This is a genomic window from Microbacterium sp., assembly GCF_052099035.1.
Classification (GTDB): domain Bacteria; phylum Actinomycetota; class Actinomycetes; order Actinomycetales; family Microbacteriaceae; genus Microbacterium.
In genome coordinates this window covers 27,599-51,840 of record NZ_JBQDSX010000008.1, presented here as the reverse complement: position 1 = coordinate 51,840, position 24,242 = coordinate 27,599, and the positions used below count along the sequence as shown (strand labels likewise).

The following is a 24,242-nucleotide window of genomic DNA, read 5'->3' as shown; positions in this document are numbered from 1 at the left end:
GCTCCGGACCAGCCGTGTTCCGGGGTGCGCGCACTACGCTTGATGCGTGAGCACACAACGGGTTTTCGTCGCGCGCCTGGCTGGCTGCGCCGTCTTCGACCCCGTGGGCGACCGGCTCGGCAAGGTCCGAGATGTCGTCATCGTGTACCGAAGTACCGCGGCCCCGCGTGTGATCGGACTGGTCGTGGAGATCCCCGGCCGCCGCCAGGTGTTCATGTCGATCGGCCGGGTCACCTCGATCCGCGCCGGTCAAGTGCTCACCACCGGACTCATCAATGTGCGGCGCTTCCAGCCGCGGCCCGGCGAGGTGCGCGTGCTCGCAGAGCTGCTCGGTCGGCGCGTCGAGCTCGCCGACGGCAGCGGCAACGCCGTCATCGAGGATGTGGCGATCGAACCCAATCGCCTCGGCGAGTGGAGCGTCAGCCAGCTCTTCCTGCGCAAGCCCAAGACCAGCGCCTCCCCGTTCGCGAAGGGTCCGACCACGTTCGCCGCCTGGAACGAGGTCGCCGAGAAGCGCGCGCCGGGAGAATCGCAGTCGGCCGAGCAGCTGGTCGCCACATACTCCGAGCTGCACGCCGCCGACCTCGCCACGACCCTGCTCGATCTGCCGCAGCGACGCATGATCGAGGTCGCCGAGGAGCTCCCCGACGACCGGCTCGCCGACGCGCTCGAGGAGATGCCCGAAGACGACCAGGTGCAGATCCTCGATGGTCTGGGAGACGAGCGCGCCGCCGACATCCTCGATCACATGGAACCCGACGACGCGGCCGACCTGCTCGCGCAGCTGCCGAAGAAGCGTCTCGAGCAGCTGCTCGATCTCATGGAGCCCGAAGAGGCAGAAGACGTCCGCACCCTGCTCAGCTACGGTCCCGACACCGCCGGCGGTCTGATGACGACCGAGCCGATCATCCTGTCCGCCGACGCGACCGTCGCCGAAGCGCTCGCGCTGATCCGTCGCCACGAGCTGCACCCTGCCCTGGCTGCGGCCGTGTTCGTCACGCTCCCCCCGTTCGAGACGCCGACCGGGCGCCTGCTCGGCGTCGTGCATTTCCAGCGGATGCTGCGCTATCCCCCGCACGAACGTCTCGGCGCGATCGTCGACGAGACGATGGAGCCGATCTCCGTGACGGCATCCGCCGCCGAAACGGCCCGCCTGCTCGCCAGCTACGACCTCGTCTCGCTGCCCGTCGTGGATGCTGCGAACAGGCTCGTCGGAGCGGTGAGCATCGACGACGTGCTCGACTACCTGCTCCCCGATGACTGGCGCACGCAGGATGCCGCAGCGCCCGGCGCTGCCACCTCAGGAGGTGCACGATGATGGCCAGAAGCGACCGGTCCAGCCTCGATGCGCCCCTCGGACGCGGTGCCGTGCGGCAGAAGCCGACCGACCGGGACCGATTCGGACGATTCACCGAGTGGGTGGCACGAGCCATGGGCACGCCCACCTTCTTGCTGATCCTGTCGCTGTTCTGCGTGCTGTGGATGACGTACACGGTGACCGCAGAGGCCAACGGCTGGTGGCGGTTCGACTCGGCCGCCCTCGGTTTCACCGCGCTCACGCTGATTCTGTCACTGCAGGCCTCGTATGCCGCCCCACTCATCCTGCTCGCGCAGAACCGGCAGGATGACCGCGACCGCGTGCAGATCGAGCAGGATCGGCAGCGCGCGGAGCGCAACCTCGCCGATACCGAATACCTCGCCCGCGAGATCGTCGCCCTGCGCATGGCTCTCGAAGAGCGCAACTCCCAGGTCGTGACCCGCGACGTGCTCCGCCAGGAGCTTCGTGCGCTGCTCGCCGACCTCGAGGGGAACGGTGACGAGGAAGGATCCGGCCATGAACCTCGCTGACCTCGTACGGCAGGCCGTCGGCGCGGTGCCCGACCCGGAACTGCGCCGCCCGATCGGCGAACTCGACATGGTGCGTGAGATCACCGCCGAGGACGGTCATGCGGTGGTCGACATCGCCTTGACCATCGTCGGATGCCCTGCCTCAGACCGCATCGAAGCCGATGTGCGCCGTGCTGCGGCATCCGTCGACGGGATCACGGACGTCACCGTCGAGCTCGGCGTCATGACACCGGCCGAGCGCAAGGCGCTCACCGAGAAGCTGCGCGATGGGCGTCCTGCCCGCCAGATGCCGTTCGGTCCCGACTCGCTCACCCGCGTCATCCTCGTCTCCAGCGGCAAGGGCGGCGTCGGCAAGTCCACGATCACGGCGAACCTCGCCGTCGCTCTGGCCGCACAGGGACTCGCGGTCGGACTCGTGGATGCTGACGTGCACGGTTTCTCGATCCCGGGCCTGCTCGGCATTCCCGCGGGCACGCAGCCCACGAGAATCGATGACCTCATGCTGCCGCCGGTCGCGCACGGCGTGAAGACGATCTCGATCGGCATGTTCCTGCGTGACGGTGAAGCCGTGGTCGCCTGGCGCGGGCCGATGCTGCACCGCACCGTGCAGCAGTTCCTCACCGACGTCTTCTTCGGCGACCTCGACGTACTGCTCATCGACATGCCGCCGGGCACCGGCGACATCGCGATCTCGATCGGGCAGATCCTCCCGCATGCCGAGGTTCTCGTCGTGACCACGCCGCAGTCCGCAGCATCCGACGTCGCGATCCGCAGCGGGCTGGTCGCCCGGCAAACCGGACAGCGCGTGATCGGCGTCGTCGAGAACATGGCCGCCTTCACGTTGCCCGATGGCACGGTCGTCGACCTGTTCGGCACCGGCGGCGGCGCCGAGGTCGCCGCTGCCCTGTCGGCATCGGATGACGCGGACGATGTGCCGCTGATGGCATCTGTGCCGCTCAGTCCGGCGTTGCGCGCGGGCGGCGACGCCGGCATCCCGATCGTCCTGAGCGACCCCGACGATGCGGCTGCACGGACGATCACAGCGCTTGCCGATCGGGTCTCCCACCGCAGCCGAGGCCTTTCCGGTCGGTCCCTGCCGATGTCGGTCGCGCGGCCGACGGCATCCGACTCGTGAAAGACTCGTGAAGTGACTGCCGAATCCGAATCCCGCTCCGTCGTCATCGATGCGGAACTGCTGCGCGGCATGACCCGGGACGCCCTGATCTTCACCCTCACCCGGCCGCTCGCGATCATCGCCTACACCGCGCTAGTCGCCGCATTCATCGTGAACGCGATCGTACTCGGGATGATCGCCCCGGCCGCCGAGGAGCAGCGTGCGAACCTGTCGCTCACGCTGGTCGCCATCGCCGTGCTGGTCATCGCCTCGATCATCTTCACGAGGGCATCCACGCGGCGGGCGATCTCCACAGCGATGCCATCAGGTTCCGCCGTGCGCGCCGAGGTCCGCGACGAGTCGATCATGCTCGTGTCCCAGCGCGGCGTCTCAGACATGAAGTACTCGACGTTCCGAGCGGCACGAGTCGGGCGTCACGCCGTGATCCTGCAGTTGCGCGGTGCATCGGTCATCACTGCTGTTCCGCGCCGTCTGCTCAGCGATGCGGATGTGGCGCTGGTCAAATCGAAGATCTGAAAGCCGGTGCTCAGGTCGCCTCGACGTCGAACGGCGGCGGGGAATCGCGCGTGAACGCCGGGCGCACACGCGAGGTCCGCGCGGCAACCGCATCGGCATCCACCGGGTCGATCGTGACAGCCGGCGCCACCGCTGCCGACGCGGCCGTCATGGTCGCTGCCGCGGGCGCAGGGCTCTCTTCCATGAGCGCATCGCGGATGATGCGACGCGGGTCGTACTGGCGCGGATCGAGCTTGCGCCAGTCGACGTCGTCGATCTCGGGACCGATCTCGTCACGCATCCTCGACTTCGTGTCGCGCATGTACTCGCCGGCCTTGCGCACGAACTTCGCGAACGCCTCTGCCGCCTTCGGCAGCCGGTCAGGGCCGATGATGACCGCAGCAATCACCCCGATGAGAAGAATCTTCTCGAAGGTGAGCCCGAATTCCATGTACACAGGCTACCCGCCGCGCCTGCAGACGATAAACACGACGGGCGAATATCCTGGACTAAGCAGCCGAGGAGAACTTTTATGAGCGAGAACGACGCGAACGCCCGATATATCCGCGAGGCGATCATCGAACCCGCCCCCATCGCACGAGCGCGCACACACGCACGCGAACTCGGCGTCTCCTCCGTCAGCGCGGCGGTCGGCGCGCAGCTCTCCGTGCTCGCCGCGACCACCCAGGCCCGCTCGATCGTCGAGATCGGCACGGGGGCCGGCGTCTCAGGTCTGTGGATGCTGCGGGGCGCCCCGCAGGCGGTGCTCACCTCGATCGACAATGAGCCGGAGCATCTCGCCGTCGCACGGCGCAGCTTCGCCGAGGCGAAGATCCCGTCGACCAAGGCACGCTTCATCACCGGGCGCGCAGCGGACGTGCTGCCGCGGATGAACGAGGCCTCCTACGACATCGTGCTCGTCGACGCCGACCCTGAGAACGTCATCGAGTACGTCGAGCACGGTCTGCGCCTGGTCCGCATCGGTGGGATCGTGGCCGTGCCGCGTGTGCTCACCGGCGGAAAGGTGGCAGACCCCGTGCAGCGGGATGCCGTCACTCGCGCTTATCGTTCGCTCATCCAGGAGACGCAGGAGTCACCGGCTGTGCTGGCGGCGATCTCGACAGCGGGCGAGGGCCTGCTGCAGCTGGTGAGCATCCGCACGGAGTAGATGGCAGGTCATCAGAAAACGCTGAAGGGGTGATGGATCGAGATCCACCACCCCTTCATTGATGAGTCGGTCAGCTCACGACGCCCGCAAGGACGCCATGCAGCTCCTTCGCCTCAGCATCGTTCACGGAGACGACCAAACGGCCGCCGCCTTCGAGGGGAACGCGCACGATGATCAGTCGCCCCTCCTTCACGGCCTCCATCGGTCCGTCGCCGGTCCTCGGCTTCATCGCTGCCATCGTGGCTCCTTTTCCGTCGCTGGTATGCATCAAGTTTATCGGTAGACTCCCGCCCCTGCGGCCGCGTCGGAAGAATACGAAATGAACGACGATTCGCGGGTGCCCGGATCGGGCTACGGCACCTGCCAGTAGGTGTTCCCCAGCGCGTACATCGGGTAGATCCACAGCCACTGTCCGAGCAGGCACAGCGCGAGCACGACCAGGCGGTACGAGCGCGAGCGCGGCACCGCGAGAGCTCCGGCAAGGGGTGTGAGCGGCATCAGCAGCCGGAAGATGCTGGACTGCGGGAAGAACACCGCCAGCAGATACAGCAGGTAGCTGGCGCTCCACAGCCGCAGATCGGCGCCCAAACGACGCACCTGCGGGGTGAACAGCATCCCCACCATCGCCGCCACGATCAGGACGAGGGTGATGAGCCCCGCCCATCCCGGCATCCCCCACTGCGTGAACCAGAACTGCGCCGCCTGCACCCAGCCATCGAACGGGATGAACGTGCTGTCGCCGATGCCCCAGTTGCGCCGCCACGACAGCTCCGTGGCGAGATAGGCACCGGGGTCGCCGGTGACCAAGCCCGCGATGACCTGCCATGCGAAGCCTGTGGCGGCGGCGATGAGACCGAGGGCCACGATGTGCACGATTTCACGAGCGGGAAGCGGGTCGCGTCGCCGACGCCCCCAGCGCAGGATGCCGTAGAGCGCCAGGTACAAAGCGAAGGCGAGGATGCCGGGACGGGTGAAAGCCATCACCGGGATCACGAGGTACAGCCAGGCGAAGCGGCGTCTCGCGACGAGGTCGAGCGCGATCAGCAGCAGGAGGATGAAGAGGACCTCGGCGTATCCGACCTGGAACAGAGCTGCCAGAGGACCCCAGGCGAAGAAGGTCACGGCCCACAGTGCCGCGGAGCTGCCGATCCTTGGTTTCAGGAGCCGGTGCAGCATGACGCAGGCGAAGAAGCCGGCGACGAGGGAGATCAGCAGGGCTCCCGCACCCCATGCCCCGAACGGGAGTCCGACGACCTGTGCGGCGTATGCGTAGACGGGCATGAACGCCCAAGCGTTCTCGGCAACCTGACCGGACTCGGTCAACGGGAGCGTCTGCGGGTACCCCTCCCACGCGACCAACCAGTACCACTGGGCGTCCCAGCCGACGACGAAGCTGCCCACCGTCGCGTCGGGGCCGAACCGCGACGCCGGGCCGGACAGGTGCGCGGCGAGTGCGAGGAAGGCGGTCGTCACCACGCGGCCGAGCACATAGATGACCGCGATGCGCGCGATGATCGGCAGCCGCGCCCACCCGCGGGCTGCGCCGAGCACCGCGGAGCCGGGCGCTAGGCGCTGAGCCACGCTCGCAGACCCTGCTCGACCGCGTCGATCTGGGCGAGCGGAACGCGCTCTTCATCGTGATGAGCCAGATGCGGGTCCCCCGGCCCGTAATTGACCGCCGGGATGCCGAGGGCGCTGAAGCGCGCAACATCCGTCCAGCCGTACTTCGGACGCGGCACCGCGCCGACGGCAGCGACGAACTGCTGCGCGATCGGCGCGTCGAGACCCGGGCGGGCGCCCTCTGCGGAGTCGGTGATCTCGACCTCGAAGCCGTCGAGCACGCCCCGCAGGTGCGCCTCGGCGTCGGCGGCCGACTTGCTCGGCGCGAAGCGGTAGTTGACCTCGATCTCGCACAGGTCGGGGATGACGTTGCCGGCGACGCCGCCGGTGATGCGCACAGCGCTCAGGCTCTCGCGGTAGGCCAGGCCCTCGACCTGCACCTCTTTCGCGCGATACTCGGCCAGGCGCGAGAGGATCGGCGCTGCCGCGTGGATGGCGTTCTCGCCGATCCACGCCCGCGCACTGTGCGCGCGCACGCCGTGGGTGCGGACGATCGCGCGGAGCGTGCCGTTGCATCCGCCCTCGACCTGCCCGTTGGACGGCTCACCGAGGATGGCGAAGTCCGCCTGGAACAGATCCGGCCGGTCGGCCGAGAGCAGATTCAGACCGTTGAGGGATGCCGCGACCTCTTCGTTGTCGTACCACATCCAGGTGATGTCGACGAGAGGATCGGTGAGCTCAGCGGCGAGCTTCAGCTGCACGGCGACGCCGCCCTTCATATCGACCGTTCCGCGACCCCACAGGTGCGGTTCTCCGTCGATATCCACGAACCGCGTGGGCAGATTGTCGTTGATCGGGACGGTGTCGATATGTCCGGCGATCACCACGCGCTGCGCGCGGCCGAGGTTCGTGCGGGCGACGATGGTGTTGCCGTGCCGGATCACCTCGAGATGCGCGAGCGGCGTGACCGCAGTCTCGATCGCGTCAGCGAGAACGACCTCCTCTGCGGAGACGCTGGGGATGTCGCAGATCGCGCGCGTGAGATCGACGGATGACAGGGTCAGATCGAGCAGCATCCCCCCAGCCTACGGCGGCGACGTCTGGTTCGCGCGCGGGGCGTTGAGCGACACTTCGACTCGCTTCGCTCGCTCAGTGCGGGTCTCCGCGAGACGAAGCCAGACCAGTAGATTTCGAGACGAAGCCAGACCAGTAGATTTAAGACATGAGCAATGCGCGCACCGTGTGGGGAATCGGCCTGACCACGATCGCCGGCGACGGCACTGTCCTGGACGCCTGGTATCCGCACGTGGGAACGGGCGACCCTTCGACAGGCTCAGGGAACGGTTCGACAAGCTCAGGGATCGCCGACCTGGAGTCCGAGACGGGCACGGATGAGCGTCGCAACGTCCGCATCGAGACCGTTCAGTTGCAGATTGACCTCGATGAGGCCCCGGCGTCCACCGCCGATGCGTACCTTCGGCTGCACGCGCTCTCGCACCTGCTGGTGCGCCCAAACGATCTGAACCTCGACGGTGTCTTCGGGCACCTGCCCAACGTCGCGTGGACCACGGCCGGCCCGATGCACCCGGCAGATGCCGCACGTCTGCAGCCCCAGATGCGTCGTCACAGCATCCAGGTGCAGGGGCTCGACAAGTTCCCGCGTCTGACCGACTACGTCCAGCCCGAGGGCGTGCGCATCGCGGATGCCTCACGCGTGCGCCTGGGCGCGCACCTCTCCCCCGGCACGACCGTGATGCACGAGGGCTTCGTGAATTTCAACGCCGGAACTCTCGGCGCCTCGATGGTCGAAGGACGCATCTCGCAGGGCGTCGTCGTCGGCGAGGGCAGTGACATCGGTGGCGGAGCATCCATCATGGGCACGCTCTCCGGGGGCGGCACTGTGCGGGTCTCGATCGGAGCACGCACCCTGCTCGGCGCGAACTCGGGGCTGGGCATCGCGCTCGGCGACGACTGCATCCTCGAGGCGGGCGTGTACATCACGGCAGGCTCGAAGGTCGTCCTCGCCGATGCCCCGACAACAGCGGATGGCAGCAAACCCGTCGTCAAGGCGGCCGAGCTCTCCGGGCGCGACGGGCTGCTGTTCTGGCGCAACTCGGTCACCGGTGCGATCGAGGCGAAGCAGCGCGGCGGCGCCGGCGTGACCCTGAACGCCACTCTCCACGCCTGACCCACCCTTACGCACGCCGAGGCCCCCTCTGCTCGCCGAGGCCCCTCCGCAGATACGTGAACCAGCGGGGGCATCGACGGCCAGAGGGGGCCTCGGCGAATGGTGGGGGGGACGGTCGGCGCCCAGGTGCGGTCTGCTAGGCTTGTGCGGTTGCCCGGCATCGGGTGACTGCGTCGTCGACACGGGGTCTTCACCGGCCGCAGCGAGCAGAACTGCTCCCCACCAGTTGGCGTTTCGAACGGCGAACCTCTGCGCACTTCCTGTGCGCGGTCGCCCACCTCACTATTCGCGCGTGAATTGTCACGCGTTACGGAGTATCCCTATGACTACTTTCCTTGATCTCGGCGTGCCCGCACGTCTGGCCGATGTCCTCGCTGCCGACGGCAAGACGGAGGCGTTCGCCATTCAGCGCGACACGCTTCCCGACTCGCTCGCCGGTCGCGACGTGCTCGGCCGTGGCCGCACCGGCAGCGGCAAGACCATCGCCTTCGCGCTTCCTCTTGTCGCGCGTCTGAGCGAGTCGGGTCGCAAGACCCGCCCCCAGCATCCCCGCGCCCTGGTGCTCGCACCGACCCGTGAGCTTGCCACCCAGATCGCGGCGACCATCTCGCCGCTCGCCGAGGCGGCAGGATTCCGCGTCTCGACGATCTTCGGTGGCGTCAGCCAGCGTCCGCAGGAGCAGGCACTGCGCAGCGGCGTCGACATCGTCGTCGCGTGCCCCGGACGCCTCGAAGACCTCATGAAGCAGAAGCTCGTCTCCCTCGATTCCGTCGAGGTCGCCGTGCTCGATGAGGCCGACCACATGGCCGACCTCGGCTTCCTGCCCGGTGTCACGCGCATCCTCACCGCCACGCCCGCCGGCGGACAGCGCCTGCTGTTCAGCGCGACGCTGGACCGCGGCATCGACACGCTAGCCCGCCGCTTCCTCTCGAACGCGGTCAGCCACGAGGTCGACGAGGCGAGCGTGCCGACCGGTGAGATGACCCACCGCGTGCTCGTGACCACCTCCACCGAGCACAAGACCGTTCTCGTGCGGGAGCTTGCTTCCGGCACCGGCCGTCGTCTTCTGTTCACCCGCACCAAGCACCAGGCGAAGAAGCTCGCCAAGCAGCTCACCGCTGCCGGCATCCCCGCCGTCGATCTGCACGGCAACCTCTCGCAGAACGCCCGTGAGCGCAACCTCAGCGCGTTCTCCGCCGACCCGGCCGACGGCGGCGTACGCGTCCTCGTCGCCACCGACGTCGCCGCCCGCGGTGTGCACGTCGACAACGTCGACCTCGTCGTCCACGTCGACCCGCCGATGGAGCACAAGGCATACCTGCACCGCTCCGGCCGCACCGCTCGTGCGGGTGCATCGGGAACCGTGGTCACGGTCGTGCTCCCCGAGCAGCGTCGTGATGTGAAGGATCTGCTGCGCAAGGCGCAGATCACCGCCGAGCTCGAGCAGGCGAACTCCACCATCGTCGACGAGCTCGTCGGCGAGCGCGCAGCACACGTCAAGCCCGCTCCCGTGCAGGCCCAGCAGCAGCGCCAGCAGCCCAAGAAGGCGCGTCAGCCCCAGCAGGGTGGCGCCCCGGCATCCGGTTCACCCGCACGTCGCCGCCGTCGCCCGCAGGGTCAGGGCGGTCAGGGCGGGCAGGCTCAGCCGGCAGCTCAGGGTCAGCGCTCCGGCGGACAGCGTTCCGGCGGTCAGCGTTCCGGCATCCAGGTCGGCCAGCGCGTCGACACCCGCCAGCCGCGTCGCGCGCAGGGCGGCGGCCAGGGCCGCTGAGGCCCGGGTAGCACCGGACTCGCCTCCGGCTCGCTCAGCCCGTTTCGTCTCGCCTCCGGCTCGCTCAACGACCCGCGGCAGACGAGCCTGCTCAATACAGCCGCTGCGCCCCGCAGCAACGGCTTTGACCCGCGGCGGACGAGCCTGATCAACGCAAAAGCCCCGGCCACTTCCTGAAGGAAGGGACCGGGGCTTTCAGCATCCGACCGATCAGCGGGTCGGGAACTGACGTTCCGGAGCTCCCGTGTACAGCTGCTGCGGGCGGCCGATCTTGGTCTGCGGGTCAAGGTTGAGCTCACGCCACTGCGCCAGCCAGCCGGGCAGGCGACCGATCGCGAACAGCACGGTGAACATGCGCGTCGGGAAGCCCATCGCCTTGTAGATGACGCCGGTGTAGAAGTCGACGTTCGGGTAGAGGCGACGCTCCTTGAAGTAGTCGTCCGCGAGGGCGATCTCTTCGAGCTCCTTAGCGAGGTCGAGCAGCGGGTCGGTGACACCGAGCTCGCGCAGCACCTCGTCGGCTGCTTCCTTGACGAGCTTCGCGCGCGGGTCGTAGTTCTTGTAGACCCGGTGGCCGAAGCCCATGAGCTTGACGCCCTCTTCTTTGTTCTTGACGCGCTCGACGAACCGCTGCACGCCCTGACCGGAGTCGCGGATCTCGGCGAGCATGCTCAGCACGGCCTCGTTCGCACCGCCGTGCAGCGGACCGGAGAGCGCCTGGATGCCGGCGGAGATCGATGCGAACTGGTTCGCCCCCGTCGAGCCCACCAGGCGCACGGTCGAGGTCGAGGCGTTCTGCTCGTGGTCCTCGTGCAGGATCAGCAGCAACTCGAGCGCCTTCGACATGACCGGGTTGATCTCGTAGGGCTCGGAGTTGACGCCGAAGTTGAGCTTGAGGAAGTTGTCGACGAAGCTCAGCGAGTTGTCGGGGTAGAGGAACGCCTGACCGACGCTCTTCTTGTGCGCGTACGCCGCAATCACGGGGAGCTTTGCGAGCATGCGCACCATGTTCAGCTCGACGTGCTCGGGGTTGTTCGGGTCGGTCTGGCCCTCGTAGTAGGTCGACAGAGCCGAGACCGCCGAAGACAGCACCGACATCGGGTGCGCCGTGTGCGGGAGCGCCGAGAAGAAGTGCTTGAGGTCCTCGTGCAGCAGCGTGTGGCGGCGGATGCGCTCATCGAAGTCGGCGAGCTCTGACGGTGTGGGCAGCTCACCGTAGATGAGGAGCCAGGCAACCTCGAGGTAGCTGCAGTTCTTGGCGATCTGCTCGATCGGATACCCGCGATAGCGCAGGATGCCCTGATCGCCATCGATGTAGGTGATGTCCGACTTGGTGGATGCCGTGTTGACGAACCCGTAATCCAGGCCCGTATAACCGGTCTGCTTGGTCAGCGTCGAGAAGTCGATGCTGTCCGCGCCCGCAGTACTGCGCAGGAGAGGGAACTGCGCCGTCGTCTCACCGATCGTGAGAGTCGCCTTGGCCTGCTGGTCTCCCGCTGCACTCACGCGGTCCTCCTTGTACGTGTACGACCCGCTGGCCGGATTGGTCCAGACGGTCGGATTGATCGAGGGCGATGCACGGCGCTGGGCGCCTGGCCGGATCCCGACCGAATCGCCTTTACAGCCTAGTCGTCAGAATGGCCTACTGTGACATCGGCCAAGAGATGGCGCAGATACGCAGTGAGAACCTACAGACCGTCGCCGCGCAGGCGGCGAGCTCCCTCCGCGACCCGGTCGAGCGGTGCCGTCAGCGATAGACGCACGTGCGTTGCAGCATCCGGTCCGTAGAACGGTCCAGGGCCGGCGAGGATGCCAAGATCGGCGAGCCTTCCCATCGATTCCCACGCGTCCTTGCCCTCGGTCGCCCACAGATACAGGCCCGCCTCGGACCCGTCGATCCGGAAGCCTGCGACCTCCAGTGCCGGGCGCAGCAGCTCGCGACGCGCGCGATACAGCTCCTTCTGGGCCGCGACGTGCTCGTCGTCGCCGAGGGCTGCGACCATCGCCTGCTGCACCGGAAGCGGCATCATCAGGCCCAGGTGCTTGCGTGCGGTGAGGAGGTCTGCGATCACCCGCGCGCAACCCGCCACGAATGCAGCACGGTAACCGGCGAGGTTGGACTGCTTGCTCAGCGAGTAGACACTCAGCAGGTTGCGACGTGTGCCGTCCGTCACCCGTGGGTCGAGCACGGAGGGCACGGGCTCGGTCGCCCATTGCCCGTCCCAGCCGAGCTCTGCGTAGCATTCGTCGCTCGCGAGGACGGCTCCGAGCTCACGGGAGCGTCGAACGGCCGCCGCGAGCTCATCCGTCGTCCAGGTGCGCCCGTCCGGGTTTCCGGGGCTGTTGATCCAGATGAGTTTCGTGCCCTCAGGCCAGGCGGCCGGGTCATCTTCGGCCACGGGAGTCGCTCCGGCGACCCGCGCACCGACCTCGTACGTGGGATACGCGACGCGTGGGATGACGACGATGTCGCCAGCACCCAGGCCGAGCAGCGTCGGCAGAAGCGCCACGAGCTCCTTCGAGCCGACGGTGGGCAGCACGTTGTCGACGGTGAGGTCCGGCACTCCCCTGCGCCGCGCGTACCAGTCGACGATCGCCTCGCGCAGCGCCGGGATGCCGACGTTCTGCGGATACGCGTGGGCGTCGGTGGCCTCGGCGAGGGCGGTGCGGATCACGTCCGGCGTCGGGTCGACCGGCGAGCCGATCGACAGATCGACCAGACCCTGTGGATGCTGCGCGGCACGCTCGCGGAACGGGACGACAGCATCCCACGGGTAATCGGCGAGATCCTTGACGCCCACCGGCTACTCGCCCTGGGGAGGAAGAGCCGCGATGATCGGGTGGTCGTACTTGATGACGCCCACCTTCGCCGCGCCACCGGGCGATCCGACCTCGTTGAAGAACTCGACGTTCGCCTTGTAGTAGTCCGCCCATTCCTCGGGCAGGTCGTCTTCGTAGTAGATCGCCTCGACGGGGCAGACCGGCTCGCAGGCACCGCAGTCGACGCATTCGTCGGGGTGGATGTACAGCGAGCGTTCACCCTCGTAGATGCAGTCAACGGGGCACTCGTCGATGCAGGCGCGATCCTTGACATCGACGCACGGAAGGGCGATCACATACGTCACCCCTCCAGTCTACGACCCGTTCTCCTGAACAGGCGCCTGCACCGGCGCCTGGACCTGAACGGGCAGTCTCTTCAGGCTCGGCCAGGCGATCACCACCAGCGCGATACCGCAGACGAGGTAGATCCAGATCTGACCAACCGGAGTGTTCGGGACGATGACCGAGCCGCCCGGCCCTGGGCCCGAGATGATCAGCAGCATGCCGATCATGCCGATCGCGGTCGCCACAGCCGCTCCCCGATCATGGGTGAGTGTGCGCACCGCGACGAGCAGGGCGGCGCAGGCGATTCCGCCGACGATGAGCCCGATCGGGATCGGCCCCCACATGAGGCTGTGCGCGATCGTGCCGGCGGTGCCGTAGACGACGCCGACGAGGGCGGCAGCGATCCAGGACAGCGTTCGAGACAACCAGTTGGGCACGCCCCGATCTTACGCGCCCGACTCGCGCTCACGCCTCACTGCCTACTCTCATACGGCCCACCCTCATACGGCCCAGCCGACCAGACGAAGGAGAGCCGCGACCGCGGCCGCGGCGATCACGACGACGAGAAAGGACTGGCGCAGATACAGCAGGCATGCCGCGACCAGCACGGCGGGAATTCTGGCATCCACCACGATCGCCTGGCCGTTGCCGAGCGTCTGGACGGCGACGAGGGCTGCCAGGAGCGCCACGGTGAGCAGATCGGAGATGCGCGCCGGTCGTGGTGCCTCCAGAAGGTGGGCGGGAATCAGATAGCCGAAGGCTTTCAGTGCTGCACAGATGCAGGCCGCGAGCAGGACTGCACTCCACACGCTCATGCGGCGGCCTCTTCTTCACCGACGACGTGATCACTGCAGCCCAGCCAGTTGAACCAGCCGACCACGATCGCGACGATCGCGGCCACCAGCACGGGAAGCCCCGGCATGATGAACGGCGTGAGCACCGCGGCGATCACGGCCGCGGCGACACCGACCGCGACCGCCTGCCGTTGCTTGAGCCGCGGCCACAGCAGGGCGAGGAAGGCGGCAGCGGCCGCAGCATCCAGCCCCCATGTCTTGGGGTCGCCGAGGACATCACCGAGCAGTGCCCCCAGGAGCGTTGTGATGTTCCAGCCGATGAAGACGCCGAGCCCGGTGATCCAGAAGCCGAGCCGGCGCAGCGGCGGCGTGCTCTGCGAGATCGCGACGGCGGTGGACTCATCGATGGTGACGTGCGCTGCGACGGTCCGCTTGAGGGGCCCCGGTCCGATCGTCGGCGACATCCGCATGCCGTACGCCACATTGCGCACGCCGAGCAGCGCGGCCGAGGCGATAGCCGACGGCAGCGCCGCCATTCCGCCCGCGCCGAAGACGCCGATGAAGGCGAATTGCGATCCGCCGGTGAACATCAGCAGGCTCAGCACACAGGTCTGCCAGACATCGAGACCGGATGCTACGGCGAGCGCTCCGAACGAGATCCCATATGCGCTCGTGGCGATGGCGACGCCGAGGCCCTCACGCCAGACCTCGCGGCGTCCGGAGGTATCGACGACACGCTCCGTTCGGTTTGTTGAACGCATGCTGATCATTCTGAACAGCAATCTGTGGATAGTCAAGTGAACGACTGTTTGACATGATGAACAGATGCAGGATCTCGGAACACGCATCGCCCGCACGCTCAAGCGCGAGCGCGAAGCACGCGGAATGTCGGTGTCAGAGCTCGCACGGCAGGCCGGAGTGTCGAAAGCGACGGTGTCTCAGCTGGAGACCGGATCAGGAAATCCCAGCGTCGAAACGCTGTGGGCCCTCGGGGTCGCGCTCGATGTCCCCTTCGCGGTCCTCGTGGATCAGCAGGCGAACGCACCGACCCTCATCCGAGCATCCGACCGTGCGGGAGTCCCCTCGTCCGCGGCGTCCGCATACAGCGCCAGCCTCCTCTCCGCGAGCCCTCCGGGCGCGCGGCGCGACGTGTACCTCATTCGGTCCGAGCCCGGCGAGCCGCGGCGGTCAGCCCCGCACCACCCCGGAACGATCGAGCACGTGATCCTGATCTCCGGCCAGGCGAAGATCGGTCCCGCCGCCGACGCAGTACTGCTGAGCCCCGGTGACTACCTCTCATATGCCGGCGATGCACCCCACGTTTTCGAGGCGACCGAGCCCGGGACCAGCGCGGTGCTCATCTCAGAGCTGCGCTGACCGGCCCCGCCCGTGTGGGTCTCCATGACGCGTCGAGGCCCCCTCCCAGCATCCACGCCCCCGCGCAGCGACGTATGTCAGCGGGGGCGTCGACAACCAGAGGGGGCCTCGACGAGGGGGGAATTACGCGTTCGCGTCCTGACGCTTCATGCGAGCGGTCTCGCGGCCGCGGACGGTCTGGTCGAGGATCATCTTGCGAATGCGGACGACCTCGGGAGTCACCTCGACGCATTCGTCGTCGCGGGCGAACTCGAGGCTCTCCTCGAGCGTGAGCTGGCGCGGAGGCGTCATCGACTCGAAGGTGTCCGAGCTCGCGGCACGCATGTTCGTGAGCTTCTTCTCCTTGGTGATGTTCACGTCCATGTCGTCGGCGCGCGAGTTCTCGCCGATGACCATGCCCTCGTAGACCTCCTGCGTGGGCTGCACGAAGAACGACATGCGCTCCTGCAGTGCGATCATCGCGAACGGGGTGACGACACCCGAACGGTCAGCGACGATCGAGCCGTTCTGACGCGTGGTGATGTGACCGGCCCAGGCATCGTAGCCGTGCGAGATCGCGTTGGCGATACCGGTGCCGCGCGTGGTGGTCATGAACTCGGTGCGGAAGCCGATGAGACCACGCGAGGGGACGATGAACTCCATGCGCACCCAGCCGGTGCCGTGGTTGATCATGTTGTCCATGCGGCCCTTGCGGTTCGCGAGGAGCTGCGTGATGGCACCGAGGTACTCCTCGGGCGCGTCGATCGTCAGGTGCTCGTAGGGCTCGTGCACCTTGCCGTCGACCTGACGGGTGACCACCTGCGGCTTGCCGACAGTGAGCTCGAAGCCCTCGCGGCGCATGTTCTCGACGAGGATCGCGAGTGCGAGCTCGCCACGGCCCTGAACTTCCCAGGCATCCGGGCGTCCGATGTCGACGACCTTGAGCGAGACGTTACCGATGAGCTCGCGGTCCAGGCGGTCCTTGACCATACGGGCGGTGAGCTTGTGCCCCTTGACCTTGCCCATCAGCGGCGACGTGTTGGTGCCGATCGTCATCGAGATCGCGGGGTCATCGACGTGGATCTGCGGCAGCGGACGCACGTCATCCGGGTCGGCGATCGTCTCACCGATGGTGATGTCCTCGAAACCGGCGATGGCCACGATGTCGCCGGGGGCGGCGGACTCGGCCGGGTAGCGCTCGAGGGCACGGGTCTTCAGCAGCTCGGTGATGCGGGCGTTCTGGTGGGTGCCATCTGCGCGCACCCAGGCGACCGTCTGGCCCTTCTTCAGCGTGCCGTTGAAGACGCGCAGCAGCGCGAGACGGCCGAGGAACGGGCTGGAGTCGAGGTTCGTGACCCAGGCCTGCAGCGGTGCCTCGTCATCGTAGGACGGAGCCGGAATGTGCTCGAGGATCGCGCCGAACAGCGGCTCGAGGTCCTCGTTGTCCGGCAGCGTGCCGTTCTCGGGACGGTTGCGGCTGGCAGCACCGGCACGGCCGGAGGCGTAGACGACGGGAACATCGAGCAGCGCGTCGACATCGAGGTCGGGCACGTCGTCGACGAGGTCGGAAGCCAAACCGAGCAGCAGATCCTGCGCCTCAGCCTCGACCTCTGCGATACGCGCGTCGGGGCGGTCGGTCTTGTTGACCAGGAGGATGACGGGAAGCTTGGCCTCGAGCGCCTTGCGCAGCACGAAGCGGGTCTGCGGCAGCGGACCCTCGGAGGAGTCGACCAGCAGCACGACGCCGTCGACCATCGACAGGCCGCGCTCGACCTCGCCACCGAAGTCGGCGTGGCCGGGGGTGTCGATCACGTTGATCGTGATCTCTTTACCGTCGGCGTGCTCGCCCTTGTACGTGATCGCGGTGTTCTTCGCGAGGATCGTGATGCCCTTTTCACGCTCAAGGTCATTGGAATCCATAGCGCGTTCATCGACGTGAGCGTGCTCGCCGAACGAGCCGGTCTGACGAAGCATCGCGTCGACAAGGGTGGTCTTGCCGTGGTCGACGTGCGCGACGATTGCGACATTGCGGAGGTCAGAACGAAGGGCGTGCGCCATGCAAGTTTTCCTAAAAGGGTGTGGGATTCGTCGGGATGCCGACGTTTCAGGATATAGCACGATCGCTGATCTCTCACTGAGCACGCATATGAACGCTCCCGTAACATCACCGTGTGACCCTTCAACAGGCTCAGGGACCGACCCCATCCACACCCCGCACCTGGTGGGAGATCGCGATCGTCCTGGCGCTCGGTCTCGGCGAGTCGGCGATCTACTCAATCGTGCAGCTCGCGTACCGCCTGACGGATGCGACGCCCCTGGCGGATCAGACGACGACGCTGAACCCCTCCCGCAGCGACCGCGAGGTCTTCGACTTCATCTACCAGGTGCTGGGGATCGGATTCTCGATCGTGCCGGTGCTGCTGGTGTGCTTCCTGCTCTGGCAGAACACCCGCCCGCATCTGGGCAGGCTGGGGCTGGACGGCACGCACATCGGGCGCGACATCAGCCGCGGCATCTTGCTGGTGCTCGCCATCGGCATCCCGGGCCTCGCGCTCTACGTGAGCGGCCGGATGCTGGGGCTGTTCGTTCTCGTCGATCCGGGCGGACTCGACACGCACTGGTGGACGGTGCCGATCCTGTTGCTGTCGGCCGCACGTGCGTCACTCATGGAGGAGTTCGTGGTGCTCGGCTACCTGTTCTTCCGGCTGCGTCAGCTCGGGTGGGGCCTGTGGCCGATCATCATCGCGACCTCGGTGCTGCGCGCGAGCTATCACCTGTACCAGGGACCGGGCGCGTTCATCGGCAACCTGGCCATGGGGCTGCTGTTCGGATGGCTGTTCGCCCGCACCGGACGCCTGCTGCCGTTCCTCGTGGCGCACTTCCTCATCGACGCAGTGGCGTTCGTCGGCTATCCCCTCGTCGCGCCGCTGCTCCCCTAGTACGTGACGAGAATCGCCACGCCAGCCCAGACGACGAGCACGGCGAGCACAAGGGTCGCCGCCCAGTCCCAGGTCCTCACGACGACGGCATCCGGGGCGCTCTGGGCGTCCAGACGCAGGCGCTGCAGCTTGGCGACGCCGTCTCCCGCCTCCGCGTTCCCGTCCTCCTTGGTGCGTCCGGGGCCCAAGCGGCGCGGCTTCGACCGCACGGGACCGCCGAAGCAGCGCACGGCCGTGCCGTCATCGAGGGTCAGCTCGATCTGCCAGCGCATACCGACGCGCTTCACCCGCGACCACGGCACCGAGATCCGACGCAGCAGGTTCTGCACCTGAACCCCGGTATGGTCCGCTCGGATGTCGGAAGCGATCCCAACGACGTAGATCGCCCACAGCACCAGGAGCGGCCAGGGCGCGAGCAGCAGCATGTTGCCGATGCCGGAGCGAACGGCTGCCTCGATCAGCAGCGCGACCGATCCGATGGCGGCGATGACGAGCAGCCCCGCCGCCCCGGTGATGCGGAAGATCCGCGGCGGCCGGACTTCTGCCATCAGCCGACGCCGTCCAGCGGCAGCGAGGCACCGGGAATGGCAGCCAGCAGACGCCGGGTGTACTCCTCCTGCGGGTTGCTGAAGATGTCGTCCACTGTGCCCTGCTCGACGATCCGTCCCTGCTCCATGACACACACGAAGTCAGCGGCGACGCGCACCACCGCGAGGTCGTGCGTGATGAACAGGTAGGTCAGGCCGAGGTCGCGCTGCAGGTCGGCGAGCAGATTCAGGATCTGATCCTGCACCAGCACGTCCAGCGCCGAGACCGCCTCATCGAGCACGACGATCTCGGGGTTGAGAGCGAGAGCGCGCGCGATCGCAACACGTTGACGCTGACCACCGGAGAGCTCGTTCGGGTACCGCCACGCGAGCTCCCGCGGCAGCGCCACCTGCTCGAGCAGATCCAGCGAGCGCTGATGCTGCTGCTCGCGCGTGCCGATGCCGTGCACGTGCATCGGCTCCGAGATGAGACTTCCGATGCTGCGCAGCGGATCCAGCGAACCGTACGGGTCCTGGAATACCGGTTGCATCCGGCGCCGCAGGCGGAAGACATCCGAGCGAGACATCGTGCTCGTCGGCAAGCCGTCGATGAGGATCTCGCCGTCCGTCGGTTTCTCGAGCTGCAGCAGCATCTTCGCGACCGTGGACTTGCCCGAACCGGACTCGCCCACCAGCGCGAGAGTCTTGCCGCGCGGAATCGAGAACGACACCTCATCGACCGCGCGGAACCGCTCGTGTCGGAGCCCGCCGGTACGGATCGAGAAATCCTTCACAAGATCGCGCACCTCGACCACGGCAGGGCCCGTCTCGACGGGAGTCTCGACGTGGCCTGCCGTGATTCCGATTCGCTGGGATGCCAGGCTCGGAGCGGCGGCGACAAGACGCTGCGTGTACGGGTGCTGCGGATTGGTAAGAATCTCCGCGCTGGTACCGGCCTCGACGATCTCGCCCTGGTTCATCACGAGGATGCGATCGGCACGCTCTGCGGCGAGGCCGAGGTCGTGCGTGATCAGCAGCACCGAGGTGCCGCGCTCGCTGGTGAGCGTGGCCAGGTGATCGAGGATCACGCGTTGGACGGTGACGTCCAGCGCACTGGTCGGCTCATCGGCGATCAGCAGCTTGGGGTCTGCCGCCAGCCCGATGCCGATGAGAGCACGCTGACGCATGCCGCCCGAGAACTGGTGCGGGAACTGGTGCATGCGCCGCGCGGCATCGCTGAGACCCGCTTGCACGAGCACCTCGACGGCGCGATCATGCACCTCGCGGCGCCCCTGAGCCAGCCCATTGGCGCGCACGGCTTCCTTCACCTGGAACCCGATCGACCAGACCGGATTGAGGTTCGACATCGGATCCTGCGGGACGTACCCGATCTCACGTCCGCGAAGCCGCTCCATCTCGCTGCGGCTCGCCGTGGTGAGCTCACGCCCGTCGAGCATGATGCTGCCGGCGGTCACCTCACCGGTTCCCGGGAGCAGGTCGATGATCGCGGCTGCCGTCGTCGACTTGCCGGAACCCGATTCACCGACGATGGCCAGCGTCTCCCCGGGGAAGATGTCGAGGTTCACGCCGTGCAGCACTTCGCGCGACGTCTTGCCGCTGCGGAACGCGACCTTCAGATCGCGGATGCTGAGCAGTGGAGCGCTCATCGCTGTGCCCTCGCCTTCGGGTCGACGGCGTCGCGCAGCAGCTCGCCGAGAGAGATGAATGCCAGCACGGTCAAGGTCAGCGCCAGTGACGGCCAGAACAGCGCCATGGGAGCGGTGCGGATATTGGTCTGCGCCTGACTGATGTCGTTGCCCCATGACATCGTGTTACCGCCGAGCCCGACTCCGAGGAACGACAGCACGGACTCCGCGACGATCGCAGCTCCGAGGCTGAGCGTGGCGACGACGATGACCGGGGCCATCGCGTTCGGCAGCACGTGGCTGAGGAGCGTCCGGAACCGTGAGAGGCCGACGGCCTCGGCACCCATCACGAAATCAGCCTGTTTGACGCGGAGCACCTCCGCTCGCATGATCCTCGCCGTCGATGCCCAGGCGAACCCGCCGATCGCGAAGGCGAGCACGAACTCGTTGCGAACCGGCATCACCGACATCACGACGATCGCGGCGATGATGTACGGGATCGTGAAGAAGATGTCGCCGATTCGGGAGAGCAGTGAGTCGAGCCATCCGCCGTAGAAGCCGGCGTACGCACCCATCACCACTCCGATGAGGGTGCTGATCAGCGTTGCCAGCAGGCCGACGACGACCGAGGTCCTGGTGCCCCAGATGACGCGCGAGTATACGTCGCAGCCCTGTCGCGTGAATCCGAACGGATGTCCCGCCTCCGGACCGCCGTTGCTGTTGGCCAGTACGCAGTCGTTGTTGGGCGGCACGTTCGTGAAGAGACTCGGCCACACCGAGACGACGACGACGAGCACGACGAATGCGGCTGAGATCCAGAAGACCGGGCGTTTGCGCAGATCACGCCAGGCGTCGAGCCAGAGGTTGCTGCGTTTCGCATCGATGCGGACGACGTCCACGGGGATGGAGGTCGTGTCGACGGGAGCGACGAAGTGCTCCGCGCGTGCGTCAGGTCGTGACATAGCGGATCCTTGGGTCAAGCAGGCCGTAGAGAAGGTCCACGACGATGTTGATGAACACGTAGACGACGACGAACACGGTGACGAACGAGACCACGGTGGGGTTCTCACCGCGGATGATCGCCTGGTAGAGCGTGTTGCCGACGCCGGGGACGTTGAAGATGCCCTCTGTCACGGTCGCTCCCACCATCAGGATGCCGAAAACCGTGCCGAGGTCGGTGACCATCGGGATGAGCGAGTTGCGCAGTACGTGCACCGGGATCACGCGGCGTCTCGAGAGCCCCTTGCTGTACGCGGTGCGGACCCAGTCCTGATTCAGCGTGTCGATCGTGGAGCTGCGGGTGAGGCGCATGCTCGTCGCGTACACGCTCAGACCCAGCACGATCGCGGGAAGCCACAGGTCTCCCCAGTCGTTCTGGGCGCCGACCGTGGGTCTGAACCAGCCGAGTTGCACGGCGAGGAAGTATTGCGCGAGGAACGCGAGCACGAAGATCGGCACGGCCACGAAGACGAGGGCGATCACGAGCATCGAGTTGTCGAAGATGCCGCCCTTGCGGAGCGCGGAGAACAGGCCGATCACGATGGCGAGCACGAAGGCGATGACCACGGCCATCACGGCGAGCCGGAGCGTGACCGGGAACGTCCTGGCGAGGATGTCGATCACCGGCTGTCCGGAGAAGCTGATGCCGAAATCAAGGCGGAAGATGCCGGAGATATAGAAGAAATACTGCACGAGGAACGGCTGATCGAGGTGATACTGCTCACGCAGTCGCTCGAGAAGAGCCGGATTCGGCTGGCGGTCTCCGAACAGTGCGGCGATGGGATCGCCAGGCATTGCGAAAACCATGAAATAGATCAGCAGGGTGGCACCGAAGAAAACCGGAATCGCCTGCAGGATCCGTCTGAGGATGTATAGAGCCACCCTCGACCTCCCTTCGGGGTACGAACGCAGGCAACGAGGCGGTGGTAGTTCACCACCGCCTCGTCACCTGCCGATATCAGCCGACCTTGGTGATCTGTTCGTACAGCGGCACCGAGTTCCAGCCGAACTCGACGTTGCTCACGGACTCACCGAAGCCACCGACGACGTTGGAGTACCAGAGCGGCGTGGCCGGGAGGTCCTGCAGCAGGACTTCCTGCGCCTGCTGGAACAGTTCGTTCGCCTGACCGGGCTCAGTAGCCGAGATGCCCTGCGCGAGCAGGTCATCGAACTCAGCGTTGGAGTAGTCGCCATCGTTCGAACCGGCGTTGGTCGCGTAGAGCGGTCCGAGGAAGTTGTACAGACCCGGGTAGTCCGCCTGCCAGCCGGTACGGAAGGCCGTCTCGATCGTGCGGTTGGTGATCAGCTCACGCGCCTCGGCGAAGGTCGGGTACGGCGCACCCGATGCCTCGATTCCGAGAGTGTTCTTGATCGAGTTCACGGTCGCGTCGACCCATGCCTGGTGTCCGCCGTCGGCGTTGTAGGCGATCTGGAACTCACCGGTCCACGGGCTGATCGCGTCAGCCTGAGCCCACAGTTCCTTGGCTGCGTCGGGGTCGTATGCCAGCACCTCGGCGCCTTCCAGCGAGTCGGACCAGCCGTCGATGACCGGCGAGGTGAAGTCGCTGGCCGGGGTACGGGTGCCCTGGAAGATCACGTCGGTGATCTCGGCGCGGTCGATCGACATCGACAGCGCCTGACGACGCAGCTTGCCTTCTTCGCCACCGAAGTGCTCGAGGCGCTCGGGGATCGTGAACGACTGGAAGATCGCTGCCGGCTGGTTCACCGCGCGGTCGCCCAGGTCGGACTCGAAGGTCCCGAAGGCCGAGTCAGGGATTGCGTCGAGGACGTCGAGCTCGCCTGCTTGCAGGTCTGCGTATGCAGCATCCTGCGAAGCGTAGAACACGATGTTCAGGCCGCCGTTGGCCGGCGTTCGCGGGCCGTCGTACTCGGGGTTCGTTACCAGGTTGATGCCGACATCGTGCTGCCATGCGTCTTCGCCATCGAGCATGTACGGGCCGTTGCCGATCGGGCTCTCGCCGAAGGCGTCGATGTCATCGAACGCGACGTCGGGCAGCGGGAAGTAGGCCGAGTAGCCCAGACGCTGCGCGAAGTCGGATGCCGGCTTGTTCAGAGCGATCGTGAACGTGTAGTCGTCGACCTGCTCCAGACCGGTCAGCTCGGAATCCTCGTCGTAACTGAAACCCTCGATGTCTTCGAAGAAGTAGCTGGAGAGCTGCTCGTTCGAGGCCAGTGCGCCGTAGTTCCAGGCATTGATGAAGTTGTCTGCCGTGACCTCTTCACCATCGGTGAAGGTCAGTCCCTCACGGATCTTGACCGTCAGGTGCTGAGGATCGTCGACCGTGATCTCCTCGGCGACGTCGTTGTGCACGGAGCCATCGGCTGCGTAGCCGACCAGTCCTGCGAACATCGCGTCGAGGATCTTGCCACCACCGACCTCGTTGGTGTTGGTCGGGATGAGCGGGTTCTGCGGCTCGGATCCGTTCGCGGTGATGATCGCGGAGGAGTCTCCTCCGCCATCCTCGTCGCCGTTGCCGGATCCGTTGTCGCTGCTTGCGCAGCCAGCCAGAACCAGCGCGCCAGCTGAGAGCAGGCCCACCCCGGCGAGGGTGATCTTGTTTCGCTTCATTGGATGTCCTCCTGTGGACAGTGCAAAGGGCACGCCGCTACGGGCGCCATTAGATACAGAGGCTACGTGACCGCACATCATCACAACAGCTCCGTTAATGAACCGTTACTGACTTGCCACA

General features: G+C 66.7%; 25 protein-coding genes. 9 read left to right on the top strand and 16 right to left on the bottom strand.

The annotated features are described in order from the left end of the window. Positions 1–46 precede the first annotated feature (46 nt). The 4 genes from ACTIAO_RS04280 to ACTIAO_RS04265 are packed head-to-tail and all read left to right on the top strand — an operon-like array spanning position 47 to position 3,499. Positions 47–1,318 (top strand): magnesium transporter MgtE N-terminal domain-containing protein, encoded by a 1,272-nt coding sequence (locus tag ACTIAO_RS04280; protein WP_441905023.1) that lies wholly within the window; start codon positions 47–49, stop codon positions 1,316–1,318. Beyond that, a complete protein-coding gene (locus ACTIAO_RS04275; RefSeq protein ID WP_441905056.1) occupies positions 1,318–1,848 on the top strand; it encodes a DUF1003 domain-containing protein in 531 nt (176 codons plus the stop codon). The genes ACTIAO_RS04280 and ACTIAO_RS04275 overlap by 1 nt, the downstream gene beginning before the upstream one ends. Beyond that, entirely contained in the window at positions 1,835–2,983 is a 1,149-nt protein-coding gene (locus ACTIAO_RS04270; protein ID WP_441905022.1) for an Mrp/NBP35 family ATP-binding protein, read from the top strand. The genes ACTIAO_RS04275 and ACTIAO_RS04270 overlap by 14 nt, the downstream gene beginning before the upstream one ends. A 12-nt stretch (positions 2,984–2,995) precedes the next feature. Then, on the top strand, positions 2,996–3,499 hold the full coding sequence (locus ACTIAO_RS04265) for a YcxB family protein (protein ID WP_441905021.1): 504 nt from the start codon (positions 2,996–2,998) through the stop codon (positions 3,497–3,499). A 10-nt stretch (positions 3,500–3,509) separates the two neighbouring features. On the opposite strand, the gene ACTIAO_RS04260 is transcribed toward ACTIAO_RS04265, so the two are convergent. Next, positions 3,510–3,929, bottom strand: coding sequence for a Sec-independent protein translocase TatB (locus ACTIAO_RS04260; protein ID WP_441905020.1), 420 nt, complete (start codon positions 3,927–3,929; stop codon positions 3,510–3,512). Positions 3,930–4,010: 81 nt separating this feature from the next. Between ACTIAO_RS04260 and ACTIAO_RS04255 the strand changes: the two genes are divergently transcribed. Next, positions 4,011–4,646 (top strand): O-methyltransferase, encoded by a 636-nt coding sequence (locus ACTIAO_RS04255; RefSeq protein WP_441905019.1) that lies wholly within the window; start codon positions 4,011–4,013, stop codon positions 4,644–4,646. A gap of 70 nt (positions 4,647–4,716) precedes the next feature. Here ACTIAO_RS04255 and ACTIAO_RS04250 read toward each other — a convergent pair whose 3' ends face one another. The 3 genes from ACTIAO_RS04250 to dapE form a co-directional block, all read right to left on the bottom strand. Then, positions 4,717–4,884: a DUF3117 domain-containing protein gene (locus tag ACTIAO_RS04250; protein ID WP_081813713.1), complete on the bottom strand. Its 168-nt coding sequence runs from the start codon at positions 4,882–4,884 to the stop codon at positions 4,717–4,719. A 113-nt stretch (positions 4,885–4,997) separates the two neighbouring features. Beyond that, the gene (locus ACTIAO_RS04245) at positions 4,998–6,227 is read right to left on the bottom strand and encodes a hypothetical protein (RefSeq protein WP_441905018.1); all 1,230 of its coding nucleotides are present in this window, start codon (positions 6,225–6,227) and stop codon (positions 4,998–5,000) included. After that, positions 6,212–7,282, bottom strand: a complete 1,071-nt coding sequence (gene dapE, locus ACTIAO_RS04240) for a succinyl-diaminopimelate desuccinylase (RefSeq protein ID WP_441905017.1) — start codon at positions 7,280–7,282, stop codon at positions 6,212–6,214. Before dapE ends, ACTIAO_RS04245 begins: the two co-directional genes overlap by 16 nt. Positions 7,283–7,428: 146 nt before the next feature. Here dapE and dapD point away from each other — a divergent pair, with 146 nt between their 5' ends. Together dapD and ACTIAO_RS04230 are read left to right on the top strand one after the other, a co-directional pair. Continuing rightward, positions 7,429–8,394, top strand: a complete 966-nt coding sequence (dapD, locus tag ACTIAO_RS04235; protein WP_441905016.1) for a 2,3,4,5-tetrahydropyridine-2,6-dicarboxylate N-succinyltransferase — start codon at positions 7,429–7,431, stop codon at positions 8,392–8,394. A gap of 322 nt (positions 8,395–8,716) precedes the next feature. Continuing rightward, entirely contained in the window at positions 8,717–10,165 is a 1,449-nt protein-coding gene (locus ACTIAO_RS04230) for a DEAD/DEAH box helicase (protein ID WP_441905015.1), read from the top strand. A gap of 210 nt (positions 10,166–10,375) precedes the next feature. On the opposite strand, the gene ACTIAO_RS04225 is transcribed toward ACTIAO_RS04230, so the two are convergent. From ACTIAO_RS04225 to ACTIAO_RS04200, 6 genes are all read right to left on the bottom strand, one after another. Further along, positions 10,376–11,671: a citrate synthase gene (locus ACTIAO_RS04225; RefSeq protein ID WP_441905014.1), complete on the bottom strand. Its 1,296-nt coding sequence runs from the start codon at positions 11,669–11,671 to the stop codon at positions 10,376–10,378. 182 nt (positions 11,672–11,853) lie between these two features. After that, complete coding sequence (dapC, locus tag ACTIAO_RS04220) at positions 11,854–12,966, bottom strand: succinyldiaminopimelate transaminase (protein ID WP_441905013.1); 1,113 nt, start codon at positions 12,964–12,966, stop codon at positions 11,854–11,856. 3 nt (positions 12,967–12,969) lie between these two features. Then, positions 12,970–13,290: a ferredoxin gene (gene fdxA / locus ACTIAO_RS04215; RefSeq protein ID WP_441905012.1), complete on the bottom strand. Its 321-nt coding sequence runs from the start codon at positions 13,288–13,290 to the stop codon at positions 12,970–12,972. 9 nt (positions 13,291–13,299) lie between these two features. Then, positions 13,300–13,707, bottom strand: a complete 408-nt coding sequence (locus ACTIAO_RS04210) for a histidinol dehydrogenase (RefSeq protein ID WP_441905011.1) — start codon at positions 13,705–13,707, stop codon at positions 13,300–13,302. Between the two features lie 63 nt (positions 13,708–13,770). After that, entirely contained in the window at positions 13,771–14,085 is a 315-nt protein-coding gene (locus ACTIAO_RS04205; RefSeq protein ID WP_441905010.1) for an AzlD domain-containing protein, read from the bottom strand. Continuing rightward, positions 14,082–14,825, bottom strand: coding sequence for an AzlC family ABC transporter permease (locus ACTIAO_RS04200; RefSeq protein WP_441905009.1), 744 nt, complete (start codon positions 14,823–14,825; stop codon positions 14,082–14,084). Before ACTIAO_RS04200 ends, ACTIAO_RS04205 begins: the two co-directional genes overlap by 4 nt. Positions 14,826–14,889: 64 nt before the next feature. On the opposite strand from ACTIAO_RS04200, the gene ACTIAO_RS04195 reads away from it, so the two are divergent. After that, positions 14,890–15,441 (top strand): helix-turn-helix domain-containing protein, encoded by a 552-nt coding sequence (locus tag ACTIAO_RS04195; protein WP_441905008.1) that lies wholly within the window; start codon positions 14,890–14,892, stop codon positions 15,439–15,441. A gap of 123 nt (positions 15,442–15,564) precedes the next feature. On the opposite strand, the gene typA is transcribed toward ACTIAO_RS04195, so the two are convergent. Next, positions 15,565–17,478, bottom strand: coding sequence for a translational GTPase TypA (gene typA / locus ACTIAO_RS04190; RefSeq protein WP_441905007.1), 1,914 nt, complete (start codon positions 17,476–17,478; stop codon positions 15,565–15,567). 113 nt (positions 17,479–17,591) lie between these two features. Here typA and ACTIAO_RS04185 point away from each other — a divergent pair, with 113 nt between their 5' ends. Further along, positions 17,592–18,359, top strand: coding sequence for a CPBP family intramembrane glutamic endopeptidase (locus tag ACTIAO_RS04185; protein ID WP_441905006.1), 768 nt, complete (start codon positions 17,592–17,594; stop codon positions 18,357–18,359). Here ACTIAO_RS04185 and ACTIAO_RS04180 read toward each other — a convergent pair. The 5 genes from ACTIAO_RS04180 to ACTIAO_RS04160 all read right to left on the bottom strand — a co-directional run bounded on the left by ACTIAO_RS04180 (position 18,356) and on the right by ACTIAO_RS04160 (position 24,121). Next, positions 18,356–18,907 (bottom strand): PH domain-containing protein, encoded by a 552-nt coding sequence (locus tag ACTIAO_RS04180; protein WP_441905005.1) that lies wholly within the window; start codon positions 18,905–18,907, stop codon positions 18,356–18,358. The genes ACTIAO_RS04185 and ACTIAO_RS04180 overlap by 4 nt on opposite strands. Continuing rightward, positions 18,907–20,553, bottom strand: coding sequence for an ABC transporter ATP-binding protein (locus ACTIAO_RS04175; protein ID WP_441905004.1), 1,647 nt, complete (start codon positions 20,551–20,553; stop codon positions 18,907–18,909). The genes ACTIAO_RS04180 and ACTIAO_RS04175 overlap by 1 nt, the downstream gene beginning before the upstream one ends. Then, positions 20,550–21,494 (bottom strand): ABC transporter permease, encoded by a 945-nt coding sequence (locus ACTIAO_RS04170; RefSeq protein WP_441905003.1) that lies wholly within the window; start codon positions 21,492–21,494, stop codon positions 20,550–20,552. The genes ACTIAO_RS04175 and ACTIAO_RS04170 overlap by 4 nt, the downstream gene beginning before the upstream one ends. After that, positions 21,481–22,413 carry an ABC transporter permease gene (locus ACTIAO_RS04165; RefSeq protein WP_441905002.1) on the bottom strand — a complete coding sequence of 311 codons (933 nt, stop codon included), beginning with the start codon at positions 22,411–22,413 and terminating at the stop codon, positions 21,481–21,483. Before ACTIAO_RS04165 ends, ACTIAO_RS04170 begins: the two co-directional genes overlap by 14 nt. A gap of 76 nt (positions 22,414–22,489) precedes the next feature. Next, positions 22,490–24,121: a peptide ABC transporter substrate-binding protein gene (locus ACTIAO_RS04160; protein ID WP_441905001.1), complete on the bottom strand. Its 1,632-nt coding sequence runs from the start codon at positions 24,119–24,121 to the stop codon at positions 22,490–22,492. Between the last annotated feature and the right edge of the window lie 121 nt (positions 24,122–24,242).

What these genes read in the sequence shown, in the direction of transcription:
- typA (WP_441905007.1), bottom strand. Translation starts at nt 17,478, where the DNA reads ATGGCGCACGCCCTTCGTTCTGACCTCCGCAATGTCGCAATCGTCGCG.
- ACTIAO_RS04195 (WP_441905008.1), top strand. Translation starts at nt 14,890, where the DNA reads ATGCAGGATCTCGGAACACGCATCGCCCGCACGCTCAAGCGCGAGCGC.
- dapD (WP_441905016.1), top strand. Translation starts at nt 7,429, where the DNA reads ATGAGCAATGCGCGCACCGTGTGGGGAATCGGCCTGACCACGATCGCC.
- ACTIAO_RS04270 (WP_441905022.1), top strand. Translation starts at nt 1,835, where the DNA reads ATGAACCTCGCTGACCTCGTACGGCAGGCCGTCGGCGCGGTGCCCGAC.
- ACTIAO_RS04175 (WP_441905004.1), bottom strand. Translation starts at nt 20,553, where the DNA reads ATGAGCGCTCCACTGCTCAGCATCCGCGATCTGAAGGTCGCGTTCCGC.
- dapE (WP_441905017.1), bottom strand. Translation starts at nt 7,282, where the DNA reads ATGCTGCTCGATCTGACCCTGTCATCCGTCGATCTCACGCGCGCGATC.
- ACTIAO_RS04260 (WP_441905020.1), bottom strand. Translation starts at nt 3,929, where the DNA reads ATGGAATTCGGGCTCACCTTCGAGAAGATTCTTCTCATCGGGGTGATT.
- ACTIAO_RS04230 (WP_441905015.1), top strand. Translation starts at nt 8,717, where the DNA reads ATGACTACTTTCCTTGATCTCGGCGTGCCCGCACGTCTGGCCGATGTC.
- ACTIAO_RS04180 (WP_441905005.1), bottom strand. Translation starts at nt 18,907, where the DNA reads ATGGCAGAAGTCCGGCCGCCGCGGATCTTCCGCATCACCGGGGCGGCG.
- ACTIAO_RS04200 (WP_441905009.1), bottom strand. Translation starts at nt 14,825, where the DNA reads ATGCGTTCAACAAACCGAACGGAGCGTGTCGTCGATACCTCCGGACGC.
- ACTIAO_RS04275 (WP_441905056.1), top strand. Translation starts at nt 1,318, where the DNA reads ATGGCCAGAAGCGACCGGTCCAGCCTCGATGCGCCCCTCGGACGCGGT.
- ACTIAO_RS04205 (WP_441905010.1), bottom strand. Translation starts at nt 14,085, where the DNA reads ATGAGCGTGTGGAGTGCAGTCCTGCTCGCGGCCTGCATCTGTGCAGCA.
- ACTIAO_RS04170 (WP_441905003.1), bottom strand. Translation starts at nt 21,494, where the DNA reads ATGTCACGACCTGACGCACGCGCGGAGCACTTCGTCGCTCCCGTCGAC.
- ACTIAO_RS04160 (WP_441905001.1), bottom strand. Translation starts at nt 24,121, where the DNA reads ATGAAGCGAAACAAGATCACCCTCGCCGGGGTGGGCCTGCTCTCAGCT.
- ACTIAO_RS04255 (WP_441905019.1), top strand. Translation starts at nt 4,011, where the DNA reads ATGAGCGAGAACGACGCGAACGCCCGATATATCCGCGAGGCGATCATC.
- ACTIAO_RS04250 (WP_081813713.1), bottom strand. Translation starts at nt 4,884, where the DNA reads ATGGCAGCGATGAAGCCGAGGACCGGCGACGGACCGATGGAGGCCGTG.